Annotated in this window: 14 protein-coding genes; 11 read left to right on the forward strand and 3 right to left on the reverse strand. The window is 70.4% G+C overall.

All coding sequences use genetic code 11. The annotated features are described in order from the left end of the window. The first annotated feature begins 83 nt into the window (after positions 1–83). From LC041_RS01350 to rocD, 6 genes are all read left to right on the forward strand, one after another. Complete coding sequence (locus tag LC041_RS01350; RefSeq protein ID WP_226531179.1) at positions 84–3,734, forward strand: proline dehydrogenase family protein; 3,651 nt, start codon at positions 84–86, stop codon at positions 3,732–3,734. Between the two features lie 124 nt (positions 3,735–3,858). Further along, positions 3,859–4,293 carry a hypothetical protein gene (locus tag LC041_RS01355; protein ID WP_226531180.1) on the forward strand — a complete coding sequence of 145 codons (435 nt, stop codon included), beginning with the start codon at positions 3,859–3,861 and terminating at the stop codon, positions 4,291–4,293. Continuing rightward, positions 4,293–4,523: a helix-turn-helix transcriptional regulator gene (locus tag LC041_RS01360; protein ID WP_226531181.1), complete on the forward strand. Its 231-nt coding sequence runs from the start codon at positions 4,293–4,295 to the stop codon at positions 4,521–4,523. Before LC041_RS01355 ends, LC041_RS01360 begins: the two co-directional genes overlap by 1 nt. Continuing rightward, positions 4,520–5,515, forward strand: a complete 996-nt coding sequence (locus LC041_RS01365; RefSeq protein WP_226531182.1) for an NAD(P)-dependent alcohol dehydrogenase — start codon at positions 4,520–4,522, stop codon at positions 5,513–5,515. The genes LC041_RS01360 and LC041_RS01365 overlap by 4 nt, the downstream gene beginning before the upstream one ends. A 168-nt stretch (positions 5,516–5,683) precedes the next feature. Then, entirely contained in the window at positions 5,684–6,562 is an 879-nt protein-coding gene (gene ddaH, locus LC041_RS01370) for a dimethylargininase (RefSeq protein ID WP_226531183.1), read from the forward strand. Continuing rightward, complete coding sequence (gene rocD / locus LC041_RS01375) at positions 6,559–7,761, forward strand: ornithine--oxo-acid transaminase (RefSeq protein WP_226531184.1); 1,203 nt, start codon at positions 6,559–6,561, stop codon at positions 7,759–7,761. The genes ddaH and rocD overlap by 4 nt, the downstream gene beginning before the upstream one ends. Positions 7,762–7,775: 14 nt before the next feature. Here rocD and LC041_RS01380 read toward each other — a convergent pair whose 3' ends face one another. The 3 genes from LC041_RS01380 to LC041_RS01390 all read right to left on the reverse strand — a co-directional run bounded on the left by LC041_RS01380 (position 7,776) and on the right by LC041_RS01390 (position 9,906). Further along, positions 7,776–8,063 (reverse strand): hypothetical protein, encoded by a 288-nt coding sequence (locus tag LC041_RS01380; protein ID WP_226531185.1) that lies wholly within the window; start codon positions 8,061–8,063, stop codon positions 7,776–7,778. Positions 8,064–8,125: 62 nt separating this feature from the next. Then, positions 8,126–9,460, reverse strand: coding sequence for an MFS transporter (locus tag LC041_RS01385; RefSeq protein WP_226531186.1), 1,335 nt, complete (start codon positions 9,458–9,460; stop codon positions 8,126–8,128). 5 nt (positions 9,461–9,465) lie between these two features. Next, entirely contained in the window at positions 9,466–9,906 is a 441-nt protein-coding gene (locus tag LC041_RS01390; RefSeq protein ID WP_226531187.1) for a MarR family winged helix-turn-helix transcriptional regulator, read from the reverse strand. Positions 9,907–9,970: 64 nt separating this feature from the next. On the opposite strand from LC041_RS01390, the gene LC041_RS01395 reads away from it, so the two are divergent. The 5 genes from LC041_RS01395 to LC041_RS01415 all read left to right on the forward strand — a co-directional run bounded on the left by LC041_RS01395 (position 9,971) and on the right by LC041_RS01415 (position 15,279). Then, entirely contained in the window at positions 9,971–10,708 is a 738-nt protein-coding gene (locus LC041_RS01395) for a copper homeostasis protein CutC (protein WP_226531188.1), read from the forward strand. A 32-nt stretch (positions 10,709–10,740) separates the two neighbouring features. Next, positions 10,741–11,595 (forward strand): alpha/beta fold hydrolase, encoded by an 855-nt coding sequence (locus tag LC041_RS01400; RefSeq protein ID WP_226531189.1) that lies wholly within the window; start codon positions 10,741–10,743, stop codon positions 11,593–11,595. Positions 11,596–11,708: 113 nt separating this feature from the next. Further along, positions 11,709–12,758, forward strand: coding sequence for a lipoate--protein ligase family protein (locus LC041_RS01405; RefSeq protein WP_226531190.1), 1,050 nt, complete (start codon positions 11,709–11,711; stop codon positions 12,756–12,758). Next, positions 12,737–13,747 (forward strand): DNA-methyltransferase, encoded by a 1,011-nt coding sequence (locus LC041_RS01410; RefSeq protein WP_226531191.1) that lies wholly within the window; start codon positions 12,737–12,739, stop codon positions 13,745–13,747. The genes LC041_RS01405 and LC041_RS01410 overlap by 22 nt, the downstream gene beginning before the upstream one ends. Before the next feature lie 29 nt (positions 13,748–13,776). After that, positions 13,777–15,279, forward strand: coding sequence for a carboxylesterase/lipase family protein (locus tag LC041_RS01415; protein ID WP_226531192.1), 1,503 nt, complete (start codon positions 13,777–13,779; stop codon positions 15,277–15,279). The last annotated feature ends 43 nt before the right edge of the window (positions 15,280–15,322 follow it).

Consider the following 15,322-nt stretch of genomic DNA (forward strand, 5'->3'; position numbering starts at 1 on the left):
CTGGCGGCATCCGGAGGGGAAAAGCGGCCATTTGCGCGATTCGAACGGCCGGAGGATCCGGCTCCCGACCTAGGCTGAAATCCATGGCCGACACCCCGCCGGATGCCGTGGCATCCGCACCCCTCGCAGACCGCGCCGTCGAGCTCGCTCGGCGGTGGGCTATCGAGGCTGCGGCCGTCGAACCCGACCCCGCCGCCGCACGGCTCGCGGGTGTCCTGCAGGACGCGAACGGGCTTCCGTTCACGCTCGGCTTCGTCGACGGCGTCATGCGCCCGGAGAGCCTGACCGCTGCCGCGTCGCAGCTGCGCCGGATCGCTCCGATCGTGCCGGAGTTCCTGCCCTGGTACCTGCGTTCCGTGGTGCGCCTGGGCGGGGGAGTCGCCCCCATCCTCCCCGCCCCGGTGGTGCCGATCGCCCGACGGGTGCTGCGCGACATGGTCGGACACCTCGTCGTCGACGCGCGCCCCGCGAAACTCGGCGCCGCCATCGAGCGGATCGCGGCGGACGGTTCGCGGCTCAACCTCAACCTGCTCGGCGAAGCGGTTCTGGGCGAGGCGGAGGCACGGCGTCGCCTCGACGGCATCCACGCGCTCATCACGCGGCCGGATGTCGACTACGTCTCGGTCAAGGTGTCCGCCATCGTCAGTCATCTGTCGATGTGGGCCTTCGACGAGGTCGTGGACGAGGTCGTCGAACGCCTTCTGCCGCTGTACCTCACGGCGGCGGCCGACGGCACGTTCATCAACCTCGACATGGAGGAGTACCGCGACCTCGACCTCACGATCGCCGTGTTCACGCGCCTGCTGGAAGACGCGCGTCTGGCCGGGCTCGAGGCCGGGATCGTGCTCCAGGCCTACCTCCCCGACGCCCTGCCCGCACTGCAGGAGCTCACCGCCTGGGCGCAGGATCGTGTCGCGCACGGCGGGGCCCGTATCAAGGTGCGGCTCGTCAAGGGTGCGAACCTCGCGATGGAGCAGGTCGAGGCGCGGTTGCACGGGTGGGAACCCGCGACCTATGACACGAAGCTCGACACCGATGCGAACCACGTGCGCTGCCTGGACTGGGCACTGCGACCTGAGCACACCGCGGCGGTGAAGATCGGCGTCGCCGGGCACAACCTCTTCGGCATCGCCTACGCCTGGCTCCTCGCGGGTGAGCGCGGTGTCCGGGATGCGGTCGAGTTCGAGATGCTCCTCGGGATGGCGCAGGGGCAGGTGCAGGCCGTCTCCCGCGAGGTCGGTCCGGTGCTGCTCTACGTGCCCGTGGTGGAGCCCGCCGAGTTCGATGTGGCCATCAGCTACCTGGTGCGGAGGCTGGAGGAGAACGCCTCTCCGGAGAACTTCCTCTCCGCAGCGCTCCGGCTCGGCGCGGACGAGTCCCTGTTCGTGCGCGAGCAGGACCGATTCCTCGATGCGCTCGATCGCGCCGCCGACCCGACTCTCCGCACCGGACCGCGCCGTACCCAGGACCGGCGCGCTCCCGTGCACGAGTCCGTGCGGCCCGTGCCGTCCGCTCCCGTCCCGGAGACCGACCTCACCAAGGCGGTGCTCGGTATCTCCCGCGGATCCGAGGAGGGCGGGCGGGAGGCCTTCCTCGAGACGGCCGTCTACTCCGCCCGGGAACTGGAGCACGATGCGGGAGGCGCCCCGGGGTTCGCCAACACGGCCGACACCGACCCCGCCCTCCCCGTGAACCGCGACTGGGCGCGCGAAGTGCGCGGGCGCATCCCCGAGTCCGATCTGGGCGCAGCGACCGTCGCGGACGGGCGGGTCGACGATGCGGCGGAGCTGGATCGGATCGTGCAGGGCGTCCGCCGCGCCGCTCCCGCGTGGGGCGGACGGCCCGCTGCCGAGCGTGCCGAGGTGCTGCTCCGTGCGGCCGCAGCGCTCGAAGGGAGACGGGCGGATCTCATCGAGGTCGCCGCCTCGGAGACCGGAAAGGTCTTCGCGGAGGCCGACGTGGAAGTGAGCGAGGCCGTCGACTTCGCCCGGTACTACGCCGCGAAGGCGCGCGAACTCGATGCCATCCCCGGCGCCGTCTTCGTGCCCGCATCCGTGACCGTGGTCGCCCCTCCGTGGAACTTCCCCCTCGCGATCCCGGCGGGCGGAGTCCTCGCCGCGCTCGCCGCCGGTTCCGGTGTGGTCTTCAAGCCCGCCCCGCAGGCCCGGCGTTGCGCCGCCGTCATCGCGGAGACGCTGTGGCAGGCCGGCATCCCCCGGGATCTCCTCGCGCTGGTCGACATCGAGGAAGGCGATCTGGGGCGAGACCTCATCACGCACGAGGCGGTCGACCGCGTGATCCTCACGGGTGCGTGGGACACGGCCGCGCTGTTCCGCTCCTGGCGTCCGGACCTCCCGCTGCTCGCGGAGACCAGTGGCAAGAACGCGATGATCATCACCCCGTCCGCCGACCTCGATCTCGCGGTCGCCGACCTGGTCAAGAGCGCCTTCGGCCACGCCGGCCAGAAGTGCTCCGCCGCCTCGCTCGCGATCCTGGTGGGCCCGGTCGGCAGGTCCCCGCGGTTCGCGCGCCAGCTCGCGGATGCCGTGCGCTCGCTGCACCTCGGACCGCCCACGGACCCGCTCGCCGAGGTGGGGCCGGTGATCGAGCGACCTCAGGGCAAGCTCGCCTGGGCGCTGAGCGAGCTCGAGGGGGAGGAGCAGTGGCTGATCGAGCCTGCGCTCGCCGAGGGCGACGACGGCAGCGGGCGGCTGTGGCGGCCCGGTATCCGCGTCGGAGTGCAGCCGGGATCCCGCTTCCACACGGAGGAGTTCTTCGGCCCGGTGCTGGGGGTCATGCACGCGCCCACTCTCGCGAAGGCCATCGAGCTGCAGAACGCGGTCGCCTACGGTCTCACCGCCGGACTGTACACGCAGGATCCGGACGATCTCGCCCTGTGGCTCGAGCACGTCGAAGCGGGGAACCTGTACGTGAACCGCGGCATCACGGGTGCCATCGTGCAGCGGCAGCCGTTCGGCGGGTGGAAACGGTCTTCGGTCGGTCCCGGTGCGAAAGCGGGCGGGCCGAACTATCTGATCGGCCTGGGGTCGTGGCGCTCGCAGCCGGGCGGTCCGGCGTCCAGCACGCTGCACCTGCGCGGACTCGACTCCCGCATCACGGCGCTGATCGAGTCCGCACAGTCGTCGCTCGCCTACGAGTCGTTCGAGTGGTTGCGTCGTTCCGCGCTGTCCGATGCGCTGGCCTGGGATCGCGAGTTCGGGCAGGTGCGCGACGTGTCGCACCTCGAGGTCGAGCGGAACCTGTTCCGCTACCGTCCGGTGCCCGTCGAGATCCGCGCGACGGGGGGTGCGGGGCTGCAGGAGCTGCTGCGCGTCGTGATCGCGGGTGTGCGCGCCGGAGCACCGTTCATCCTCTCGACTCCCGTCGGGCTCCCCGCTGCGGTGCGTCGCGCCCTCGGCGATCTCGACGCTCCGGTGTTCCTGGAGAGCGACGACGAGTGGCTGCAGCGCCTCCAGCGACAGGACGATGCGCCCGAGGTCGTCCCCCTCCCCGTGGCTGACCGGGTGCGGCTGGTCGGCGGTCGCGAGGGCGTGGCCGCGCTGCGGACGAAGCTCACCACCGCCTCCGCCGGCGATCCCGACCTGGCGGTGTACGACGGCGAGGTGACCGGCGCGGCCCGCATCGAGCTGCTGCCGTTCGTGCACGAGCAGTCGATCTCGATCACGGCGCACCGCTTCGGCAACCCGGACCCCTGGAGCAGCGCCGTGATCTGAGGCCCGTCCCGACGTGCTTCCTGGCCGGAAGGACGCGGATCACGTCGGGTGTAAAGAATTCTTGACATCGGCTTGTGGCGGACGTACGCTGATGGTGTCAAGAATCTTTTACATCGGAGGCGTCATGGTCTACGAAGAACGCAATGCCTGGTCGGGGCTCATCGTCAGCCCGATCGTGATGGTCGTGTACGTCGTGCTGGTGCTCCAGCAGGCCGGGGGAGGACCGCTCACCGACGTCGACTGGTTCCCGCTCATGCTGTGGGTGATCGGCGGGGGCATCGTCGCGACCATCGTCCTCAGCGCGCTCTGGGGGATCATCGCCGGGATCACGGATCCTGACGGGGTGGGTCGCTCGGACATCCGCGACCGCGACATCAGCCGTATGGGTGGACGTGTCGAGCAGGCCTTCATCGTGATCGCGGGACTCGGCGTCATCGCGCTGTGCGCCGTCGGGGCCGACGTCTTCTGGATCGCGAACACGATGTTCGCGGGCTTCGCGGTGTCGGCGCTCGTCGGCGGCATCGCGCGAGTGGTCGCCTACCGACGCGGACTCGTCTGATGGTCAAGCCCACTCGTGTGTCGAACACCATCCGCGTGCACCGCGAACAGGCGGGGCTCACCCAGGCCGAACTCGCGCGGACCGTCGGTGTGACCCGCCAGACGCTCATCGCGATCGAGCAGCAGAAGTACTCGCCCACGCTCGAGCTCGCGTTCCAGATCGCCCGCGCGTTCGGCGTCGGCCTCGACGACATCTTCGAGTACCCGGACACGTCAGGAGCATCCTCATGAGCCGGTCGATGAAGGCGTGGTCTCGGGGGACGTACGGCCCGGCCGAGGGCGTGACGCTGCAGAGCGTCCCCGTCCCGACGCCCGGCCGCGGGGAGGTGCTGCTGCGGGTGCGGGCCACAGCCCTGAATGCGGCCGATGTGCGTCTCCTCCTCGGTGATCCGCTGCTCGTGCGCCCGGTGTTCGGTCTGACGCGTCCGAAGCATCCGGTGCGCGGGATGGAGGTCGCCGGCACCGTGGTCGCACTCGGGCCCGATGTCGTGGGCGCAGAGCTGGGGGAGGACGTCGTCGGAGAGCTCGTCGGAGGCGGGGGCCTCGGCGAGTACGTGAGCGTCCCGGCCTCACGGCTCGTGCCGGTCCCACCCGACATCGCCCCCGAGGCCGCGGCGTGCCTTCCCGTCGCCGGGGGGACCGCGTGGCAGGCCCTCGACCTCGCCGGGGTGGGCCTTGCGCACGCCGCGACGCCTCGCGTCCTCATCATCGGCGCCTCGGGCGGTGTCGGCACCTTCGCCGTTCAGCTCGCGGCGCTCCGCGGGGCCGAGGTCTGGGCGACCTGCGGCACCCGCAACGCACCGCTGGTCGAGCGGTTGGGCGCCGTCCGCACGTTCGATCACCGGGAGTCTCCGCTGGGCGACCTCCCCGCAGGGCGGTTCGACGCGATCGTCGACATCGCCGGGGGGATGCCGCTGCGGGAGCTGAAGCGACTCGTCGTTCCCGGCGGCACCGTGGTGCTGGTCGCGGGGGACGGTGGACACGTGCTCGGACCGATCCCCCGGATGCTGCGCGCGGTGTTCCTGTCGATCGGCTCGCGGAGCATCCGTCCCCTCGCCGCGACGGCGCGTCCGGAAGTGCTCGCGAAGATGCTCGAACTCGTGGCCGACGGGCGTGTGGTGCCCGTGGTCGAGCGCGAGTACCCCTTCTCGGAGGCCTCCGCCGCCCTGTCCCGCATCGAGGCAGGTCACACGGTCGGCAAGGTGGTCGTCACCGGCTCCTGATCCGACCCGCGCGGTGCTCTGGCGGCATACAGGCGGCGGGTGACACAATGGAGCCCGGCGTGCCCGAGTCGCATCTTCCCCGACGCCCGCTCTGAACGAGCGAAGGGTCGAAGGACCGCCGGGCCCCTGGACAGCGTCCGCCGCGCCCGTCCTCCGAGGAGAGCACCCATGTCGACGCCGGAAGCCGCCGTCTCCCCCGCCCCCGCCCGCACCGCGCACCACCGCCGCTACCTGATGTGCAAGCCGGAGCACTTCACGGTCAACTACTCGATCAACCCCTGGATGGAACCGACCAGGCCCACCGACACCGCCAAGGCGGTCGCGCAGTGGCAGAAGCTCCACGACCTGTACCTCGAGCTGGGCCACGAGGTCGAGCTCATCGACCCGCTCCCCGGCTACCCCGACATGGTCTACACGGCCAACGGCGGGTTCCTCATCGACGGTCGGGCCTACGTTCCCGAGTTCCGCTTCGTCGAGCGTCAGGGCGAGTCCCCGGCCTTCGCCGACTGGTTCCGCGCCGCGGGCTTCGACACCGTGATGCCGAAGGAGGTCAACGAGGGCGAGGGCGACTTCCTCCTCGTCGGCGACGTGATCCTGGCAGGCACCGGCTTCCGCTCCACGGGAGACAGCCACCGCGAGGTGGGCGAGGTCTTCGGTCGCGAGGTCGTCTCGCTCACCCTGGTCGACCCGCGCTTCTACCACCTCGACACCGCGATCGCCGTGCTCGATCCGGTCCAGGGCACAGAGAGCGGCGGCCCCGAGCGCGCGAACATCGCCTATCTCCCCGGTGCCTTCGACGACGCCAGCCGTGCGATCCTCGAAGAACGCTTCCCCGACGCGATCCTGGTCTCGGACGAGGACGGTTCGGTGTTCGGCCTGAACTCGGCGAGCGACGGCTACAACGTGATCATCTCGCCGCGGGCGAAGGGCTTCGAGAAGCAGCTCCGCGATCGCGGGTACAACCCGATCCTGATCGACCTCTCCGAGCTGCTGCTCGGCGGCGGCGGGATCAAGTGCTGCACGCTCGAGCTGCGGGGTGCGAAGTGACCGCCGTCGACGAGACCACCGCTGCGGACACCGAGCCGCACGTCGCGCACAACTACCACCCGCTGCCGGTGAACATCGCCCGCGCGGAGGGGGCGTGGGTGACCGACGTCGAGGGCAGGCGCTACCTCGACCTGCTCGCCGCGTACTCCGCCGTGAACTTCGGCCACCGCCACCCCGCCCTCGTGGCCGCGCTCACCGAGCAGCTGGGACGGGTCACGCTCGTCAGCCGCGCGTTCCAGAGCGACCGGCTCGAGCCGTTCGCCGCGGCGCTGGCCGAACTCTCGGGCAAAGACCTCGTGCTGCCGATGAACACCGGAGCCGAGGCCGTGGAGACCGGCATCAAGGTCGCCCGCGCGTGGGGCTATCGCGTCAAGGGCATCGCCGAGGGCAAGGCGCGCATCATCGTCGCGGCCGGGAACTTCCACGGTCGCACGACCACCATCGTCAGCTTCAGCGACGACGAGAGCGCCCGCGACGACTTCGGCCCGTACACGCCCGGTTTCGACGTCGTGCCCTACGGGGACGCGGACGCGATCGCCGCGGCCATCACCGATGACACGGCTGCGGTGCTGGTGGAGCCGATCCAGGGTGAGGCGGGGGTCGTGATCCCGCCCGAAGGCTACCTGCGCCGCATCCGGGAGATCTGCGACGAGAAGAACGTCCTGTTCATCGCCGACGAGATCCAGGCGGGCCTGGGGCGCGTGGGGGAGACCTTCGCGTGCGACCGTGAAGGCGTCGTCCCCGACCTGTACCTGCTCGGCAAGGCGCTGGGCGGCGGCCTCCTCCCGGTATCGGCCGTGGTGGGGAACCGTGACGTGCTGGGCGTCATCCGTCCCGGAGAGCACGGCTCGACCTTCGGCGGCAATCCGCTCGCGGCTGCCGTCGGGCTGCGCGTGGTCGAGATGCTGCAGACCGGCGAGTTCCAGGAGCGGGCGCGCGCTCTCGGCGCTCACCTCGAGCAGGCGCTTCAGCCGCTGATCGGCCACGGCGTGACGGCCGTGCGCCTCGCCGGTCTCTGGGCTGGCGTCGACATCGATCCGGCGAAGGGCTCGGGCCGGGAGATCGCCGAGAAGATGCTCGAGCGCGGCGTGCTCGTGAAGGACACGCACGGGCAGACCATCCGCATCGCTCCGCCGCTCGTGATCCGTGCGACAGAACTCGACTGGGCGGTGAACCAGCTGGAGCTCGTGCTGGCCTGAGCCCTGCCCCGCGCTCAGGCGGGCGGGGAGTCCGGGTCCATCGTCTTCAGCGAGTCCGCCTCGGCCTCGTTGTCCGCGTCCAGCTGCTCTTCGGTGCCCTCGTCACCGCCGAGTGCTGAGCGGTGGCCCTGACCCGCGTCGCCTTGAATGGCGCCTCCGGTCGACTCGCCCCGTGAGCTGTCGCCCTGGATCGCGCCGCCGGTGCCGTCGCCCTGGCCCGAGTTCTCGTCCGGGACGGCGGTTTCCGGCGCGCCCTCTGCAGGGTCCTGCGAGTGGGGGGTGCGTTCCGTGTTCTCATCCATGCGTCGACGATACGTACGGCCCGGTCGGCCGTGGAGGGCGTTGACAAACCCGGCGCGGAGGGTCAGAGATCGTCGCCGCGGTTCTTCGCGGTGCGGATCGGCGTGGTCACGGCTGCTTCATCGCTGAACTCGATCGGGTCGACCTGGACGACGCGCAGCGGTCGGGTCTCGTCGAGGGTGAGCAGGAAGCGGCGGTCCTCGGCGCGGCGGAGGCGCCCCGACGTCGCGACCCAGATCACCCCGATCGCACACGCGACGAATCCGGCTGTGCCGCCGAGCATGATGGCTGCGCGCGGTCCGAAGACGTCGGCGACCCACCCGGCGATCGGTGCGCCCACGGGGGTCGAGCCCATGATCACCGCCATGTAGAGGGCGAGCACGCGTCCGCGCAGGGTCGGCTCGGTCGTGATCTGCACGTAGCCGTTCGCGGTCGTCAGCAGGGTCACGATCATGAACCCGGTGAAGGTCAAGGTCACGGCATAGGACGCGTAGGTCGGCATCGCGGAGGAGGCGAACGCGGCGATGCCGAACCCTCCGGCAGCCAGGATGACGACCCGCACCCTGGCTCTGTCGCGGCGTGCCGCCAGCAGGGCGCCGATGAGGGAGCCGATCGCGAGCACCGAGCTGAGGACTCCGTAGCCGTCTGCCCCTGCGTCGAACTCGAGCGCCATGGTCGACGCGAAGATCGGGAAGTTCATACCGAACGCGCCGATCAGGAAGACCGTGACGAACACCACGCGCAGGTCGCTGCGGCCCCAGACGTAGCGGAATCCATCGGCGAGGCCGCCGCGACGACTGCTCTTCGGGCGGGGTGCGAGGAGGCCGGTGCGCATCAGCGACAGCGCGAGGATCATCGCCAGGAAGGTCGCGGCGTTCACGATGAAGACCCAGCCGGAGCCGATCGCGACGATCAGCAGCCCGCCGACGGCCGGGCCGATCATGCGCGCCAGGTTGAACGACGCCGAGTTCAGGGCGACCGCATTCGAGGTGTCGCCCGTCGAGACCATGTCGGAGACGAAGGCCTGGCGGGCGGGGGCGTCGAAGGCGTTGACGATGCCGAAGCCGAGGGCGAAGCCGAGCATCATCGGCAGCGTCATCACTCCGCTCAGCAGCAGCGTGCCCACCGCGACGGCCAGGGCGAGCAGCGCCGACTGCGTGGCGAACAGGATGTGCCGGCGGTCGAAGCGGTCGGCCACCCAGCCGGTGAGGCTCACCAGCACGAGCGGCGGCCCGAATTGCAGCGCCATCGTGACACCCATCGCCGTGGCGTCGTTGTCGGTCAGTTCGGTCAGGACGACCCAGTCCTGGGCCGTGGCCTGCATCCAGCCGCCGACGTTGGAGACCAGGGCTCCCGCGAACCAGATCCGGTAGTTGATGTTCGCGAAGGAACGGAACATCGCGCTCATCGCTCCACCGCCCGTCGCATCAGCGCGCTCGCTTCGCGCAGCGTGGTGAGTTCGGCCTCGGTGTACTCCACCTCGCGCAGCATGTCGGCGAGCAGCTCGTCGCGACGCCGGATCGTCTCGGCGACGATCTCGATGCCCGCGTCGGTGATGTCCACCTGCACGCGTCGACGGTCGTCTTCGTCGGGGGTGCGCACGACGAACCCCTGTTCCTCGAGACCGTTGATCGTGCTGGTCATCGAGGGCGCCGTCACCCGTTCGCGTTCGGCGAGGGTCGAGATCGTGCGGCGGCCGTTCATGCGCAGGTCGGCGAGCACCGCGAGCTGCGCGTCGCTCATCGAGTCGGCGGCCCGTGCACACCGGAGGCGGCGTGCGAGCCGGAAGGTGGCCATGCGCAGGTCTGTGGCGGTGAGGTGGAGGGATTCATCGGACGCAGACATTACTTAGATAGCCTATCTAATTTTCTGGCCTTCGGGGGCGACCGATGCCGGGCACAATGGAGGTGTGACCCGAAAGATCGCTCTCGAAATCGCCGTGCAGGACCCCGCAGGAGTGCGCATCGCCGCAGAAGTCGGCGCCGACCGCGTCGAACTCGCGACGGCCCTCGCGCTCGGTGGGCTGACCCCGTCGCCCGCGACCGTCGAGCTGTCGGTCGAGGCGGCCGGACAGACCGGCCCCGAGGTGCACGTGCTGATCCGGCCGCGTGCCGGAGGCTTCCACTACTCCGAGGATGAGCTCGCCGTCTCCGAGCGCGACGTCCGCCACGCGATCCGCGCGGGTGCCAGCGGGGTGGTCATCGGCGCGCTCGACGCGAAGGGGCGCCTCGACCTCTCCGCCATGGCCCGCCTCCGGGACGCTGCCGGGGGAGCCCCGGTCACGCTGCACCGTGCCATCGACATGACCGCCGATCCCGTCGCCACGTTGCGCACCGCCTGCGAGCTCGGTCTGGGCCGCGTGCTCACCTCGGGCGGTGCCTCGGCCGCGATCGACGGCATCGACACCCTGCGCGCTCTCGTCGCGGCGGCCGAGGGCGAGATCGAGGTCATGGCGGGCAGCGGGGTCGACGTCGACAGTGCCCCCGTGCTCGCGGCCACCGGCGTCGATGCGCTGCACTTCTCGGCCAAGCGGGCCGTGCTCGAAGACGGCGGCGTGCGGATGGGGTCGGCCTCCGACGGGGTCGGCGGCTACGAGGTGACAGACCGCGACACCGCGTTCGCGATCCGGGATGCGCTCGCGCGGTAGCCGCTCCCTCGTGCGCTCGGTAGGCTCGCACCGTGACGGATACCCGCGAGTTCACCGATGCCTATGGCGTCGACATCGTCTATGACGTCCATCCTGCCGAGGGGAAACCCCGAGGAGTCGTGCAGCTTCTGCACGGGGTCGGGGAGCATGCCGGGAGATACGGCGCCCTGATCGGGGCGCTCACCGCTGCAGGCTTCCACGTGTACGCCGACGACCATCGTGGTCATGGCCGCACCGGCATCCGCCAGCACGGCGGACCCGAGAAGCTCGGACGCCTGGGCAAGGGCGGGTTGCGCGCGGCCGAGGAGGCCGTCTGGCAGTTGACAGGCATCATCCGCGAGGAGAACCCCGACCTGCCGCTCGTGCTGCTCGGTCACTCGTGGGGCTCGTTCCTGGCGCAGATGCTCGTGAACGACCACCCGGAGGCCTGGGATGCGGTCATCCTCTCCGGGTCCGCGTTGCGGATGCCGGGGTCGCTCAACGCCGCACCCCTCAACGCGCGCTGGGACGGCGAGGGCGCTACCGGCCTGGAATGGCTCAGTCGAGACCCGGCCGTATGGACCGCGTTCGATGAGGATCCGCTGACCACCGACGTGCCGCTCCTGAAGCTCTTCGGTCCGATCGAGGCGGCGAAGCTCTTCGGGCGCCCGGCCAAGAACCTGGGACATGACATCCCGATGCTGCTGCTCGTGGGGCGTGACGATCCGGTGGGCGGACCGCGCAGCGTGCACAAGCTCGCCGACGAGTACCGCAGCCGCTCCGGACTCACCGACGTCACAACGCTGGTCTACCCGGATGCGCGCCACGAGATCTTCGCGGAGCTGCAGCAGGGCGAGGTGCGTGCCGACGTGCTCTCCTGGCTCGACACGCACATCCCCGCGCGCTGACAGCTTCTTTCCCTGCGGTGCGGGATCGAAAACGTGCCTGCGGGGACGACGCGAGGCGCGAAATCCATCCCGCACGGGCTCGCACGCGGAGTTCCGCGCCATAAGCTGGAGCCGTGCACGGTGAATACAAGGTTCCAGGCGGAAAGCTCGTCGTCGTCGACCTCGAGGTCGAGGACGACCGGATCAGCCGCTTCCACCTCGCCGGCGACTTCTTCCTCGAGCCGGACTCGGCGCTGGACGACATCGACGCCGCCGTCAACGGCATGCCCGCCGAGTCGGACGCCTCGGCCATCGCGGCCGCCGTCCGCGGTGCCCTGCCCGACGGCGCGCAGCTGCTCGGCTTCACGCCCGAGGCTGTCGGCACCGCGGTCCGCCGCGCACTCGTGACCGCTCCGGGGTGGCGCGACTTCGACTGGGAGATCGTGCACGACGCGGCCGTGTCTCCGCGGATGAACCTGGCCCTCGACGAGGTGCTCACCTCACGCGTCGGCGAGGGGCGACGGCGTCCCACCCTGCGCATCTGGGAGTGGGACGAGTCGGCCGTCGTGATCGGGTCGTTCCAGTCGTACCGCAACGAGGTCGATCCTGACGGGGCCGCGAAGCACGGGTTCGACGTCGTCCGCCGCATCTCCGGTGGTGGGGCGATGCTGATGGCCGCAGGGCAGATCATCACCTACTCGCTGTATGTGCCGGCGTCCCTCGTCGCGGGCATGACGTTCGCCGACTCCTACGCGTTCCTCGACGACTGGGTGCTGCAGGCGCTGCGGTCGCTGGGCATCGACGCGGTCTACCAGCCGCTCAACGACATCGCGAGCCCGACCGGCAAGATCGGAGGGGCCGCGCAGAAGCGTCTGGCGAACGGGGGAGTGCTGCACCACGCGACCCTCTCGTACGACATCGACGGTCAGATGATGACCGAGGTCCTGCGGATCGGGCGCGAGAAGCTCAGCGACAAGGGCACCACCTCGGCGGCCAAACGGGTCGATCCGCTGCGCACGCAGACCGGACTCGAGCGCGCGGAGATCATCGAGCGCTTCAAGGACACCTTCCGCTCGCTGACCGATGCGGAGACCGGGTCTGTGACAGCGGACGAGTACGCCGACGCCGAGGCACTCGTCGCGTCGAAGTTCGCGACCGAGGCATGGCTGCATCGGGTGCCGTGACGGCGCCGGAGCCCGACCTCCCGACCCCCGTCGCCGGAGCGGTCACGATCATCGAGGGCGACAACCTCGTGGTCGCGGCGACTCTGCCGTCGGCGTCGTTCACGCTCGTGTACCTCGACCCGCCGTTCAACACCGGCCGCACGCAGGAGCGCCAGGTCGTGACCGCGCGGCGCTCGTTCACAACTCCGCAAGAATTCGCAGCGGTCACGGGGCCCGGCGCGGAATCAGGCGGAGCGGACGCGGTGAGCGGGGCAGAACTGAGGAGTCATGAACCGGGGCCCGCCGCGCCCGAGGCCGAGGTGCGGCACGGATTCCACGGCCACGCCTACGAGCGGGTGCGGGGGATCCTCCGTGCCTACGACGACCGCTTCGACGACTACGGCGCCTTCCTGATGCCCCGGCTCGAGGAGGCCTGGCGCCTGCTCGCCGACGACGGCACCCTCTACCTGCACCTCGACTACCGGGAGGCGCACTACGCGAAGGTGATGCTCGACGCGGTGTTCGGGCGCGACTGCTTCCTGAACGAGCTGATCTGGGCGTACGACTACGGTGCGAAGTCCCGCAGCCGCTGGCCGACCAAGCACGACACGATCCTCGTCTACGTCAAGAACCCCCGGGCGTACGTGTTCAACTCCGACGAGGTCGACCGCGAGCCGTACATGGCCCCAGGGCTCGTGACTCCCGAGAAGGCGGCCCGCGGCAAGCTCCCCACCGACGTGTGGTGGCACACGATCGTGCCGACGACCGGGCGCGAGAAGACCGGGTATCCGACGCAGAAGCCCGAAGGCATCCTCCGTCGGATCGTGACCGCCTCCAGCCGTCCGGGGGATCGTGTGCTCGACCTGTTCGCGGGCAGCGGGACCACCGGCGCGGTCGCGTCGGCGCTCGGTCGCGATGCCGTACTCGTCGACGACAACCCCGAGGCGATCGGGATCATGAGGACGCGGATGCCGCACGCCGAGGTGACGCCCCTGGACAGAGTGCGCTGAGGGCCGGGAACGACCGGGAGAATGCTGTGATGACCGATACCGAGTTGGAAGCAGCGCCCGACTTCGTCGAGGTGACCACCGCCGCAGGACGAGTACGCGGGCGCTGGCGCCCGACCACCGGAGGCCGGGGCTACCCGCGGACGGCGGCGTTCCTCGGCATTCCGTTCGCGGAGGCGCCGGTCGGCCCGCTGCGCTTCCAGGCTCCTGTGCCGAAGGCGCCGTGGGACGGTGTTCGCGACACGCTCGAGTTCGCCGCCACGGCGCAGCGCGGTGACCCGGGAGTGACGCTGATCCCCGAGCCGAGCATCGAGGGCGACTCCACGCTCAACGTGAACGTCTTCACCCCGACGCCGACCACCGCGGAGCAGGGGGCCGGTCTCCCGGTGCTCGTCTGGATCCACGGCGGCGGATACTTCGCGGGGTCCCCGGCGAGCACCTGGTACGACGGTCGCAACTTCAACCGCGACGGCGTGGTGACCGTGTCGCTCTCGTATCGTCTGGGATTCGACGGTTTCGGGTGGATCGAGGATGCGCCGTCGAACCGTGGCGTGCGCGACTGGTTGCTCGCCCTCGAGTGGGTGCAGCAGAACATCGCCCGGTTCGGCGGGGATCCGTCGCGGGTCACGATCGCCGGGCAGTCCGCGGGCGGCGGAGCCGTGCTGACGCTGCTGGGCATGGAGAAGGCGCAGCATCTGTTCCACGGTGTCTATGCGATCTCCGGAGCCCTCGCCGATGTGGCTCCGGCGCGCGCGGAGGAGTTCGGTCGGGGACTCGCGGGGTCCGCGGGGGTGGAGCCGACCGTGGCCGGGTTCTCCTCGCTCCCCGAAGGCCGCATCCTCGAACTGCAGAAGAAGGCGACCGAGATCGGACCGGATGCCCTCGGCAGCGTGATGGAGGACGGCCTCCCGCTCGGCCCTGCTGTCGACGGGGACCTGCTCGCGCGGCCCACGCGGGAGTCGCTCGCCGCAGGCGTCGGCGCGGACAAGCCTCTCGTGCTCGGCACGACCGATGACGAGTTCACCATGGTGTTCGCCGGGGCCGAGAAGAAGCTGCGCTGGGTTCCGCGGTCGCTTCTGCTGAACCGACTCGGGCTGCCCAGGAGCAGGCGGCGCGAGTATCTCGCCGCCAATGCCGACATCACCGGACTCGGCAACGCGCGGGTGGGCGGTCGGCTGCTCACGGATCGCATGTTCCGGTCCGTCGTGCTCGAGGTCGTCGCCGACCGTGGAGACGCACCGACCTGGCTGTACCGGTTCTCCTGGCCGTCCGGGCGCTTCGGCTTCGCCGAGCACTGCCTCGATGTGCCGTTCTTCTTCGACTGCCTCGACGGTCCGGCCATGGAGGCGCTCGCCGGCCCGAATCCTCCGCAGGAGCTGGCCGATGAGGTGCATGGGGCCGCCGTCGCCTTCGTCACCACCGGTGATCCGGGGTGGCAGCGCCACGAGGGCGTGAACGGCATCGCCCGGGTCTACGACGCTCCGACGCGGGACGTCGCCGATGCCTATGCGTCCGTGCGACCGCTCCTCCGCTGACATCCCCGCCCTTCGAATCGCGCAAATGGTCCCATTTCCTCCG

Origin of the sequence: Microbacterium paraoxydans, assembly GCF_020524545.1 — a bacterium.
Classification (GTDB): domain Bacteria; phylum Actinomycetota; class Actinomycetes; order Actinomycetales; family Microbacteriaceae; genus Microbacterium; species Microbacterium paraoxydans_C.

Excerpts from the sequence above, each read along its gene's own strand:
- LC041_RS01350 (WP_226531179.1), top strand. The coding sequence starts at position 84 with ATGGCCGACACCCCGCCGGATGCCGTGGCATCCGCACCCCTCGCAGAC.
- LC041_RS01355 (WP_226531180.1), top strand. The coding sequence starts at position 3,859 with ATGGTCTACGAAGAACGCAATGCCTGGTCGGGGCTCATCGTCAGCCCG.
- LC041_RS01360 (WP_226531181.1), top strand. The coding sequence starts at position 4,293 with ATGGTCAAGCCCACTCGTGTGTCGAACACCATCCGCGTGCACCGCGAA.
- LC041_RS01365 (WP_226531182.1), top strand. The coding sequence starts at position 4,520 with ATGAGCCGGTCGATGAAGGCGTGGTCTCGGGGGACGTACGGCCCGGCC.
- ddaH (WP_226531183.1), top strand. The coding sequence starts at position 5,684 with ATGTCGACGCCGGAAGCCGCCGTCTCCCCCGCCCCCGCCCGCACCGCG.
- LC041_RS01380 (WP_226531185.1), bottom strand. The coding sequence starts at position 8,063 with ATGGATGAGAACACGGAACGCACCCCCCACTCGCAGGACCCTGCAGAG.
- LC041_RS01385 (WP_226531186.1), bottom strand. The coding sequence starts at position 9,460 with ATGTTCCGTTCCTTCGCGAACATCAACTACCGGATCTGGTTCGCGGGA.
- LC041_RS01390 (WP_226531187.1), bottom strand. The coding sequence starts at position 9,906 with ATGTCTGCGTCCGATGAATCCCTCCACCTCACCGCCACAGACCTGCGC.
- LC041_RS01410 (WP_226531191.1), top strand. The coding sequence starts at position 12,737 with ATGGCTGCATCGGGTGCCGTGACGGCGCCGGAGCCCGACCTCCCGACC.
- LC041_RS01415 (WP_226531192.1), top strand. The coding sequence starts at position 13,777 with ATGACCGATACCGAGTTGGAAGCAGCGCCCGACTTCGTCGAGGTGACC.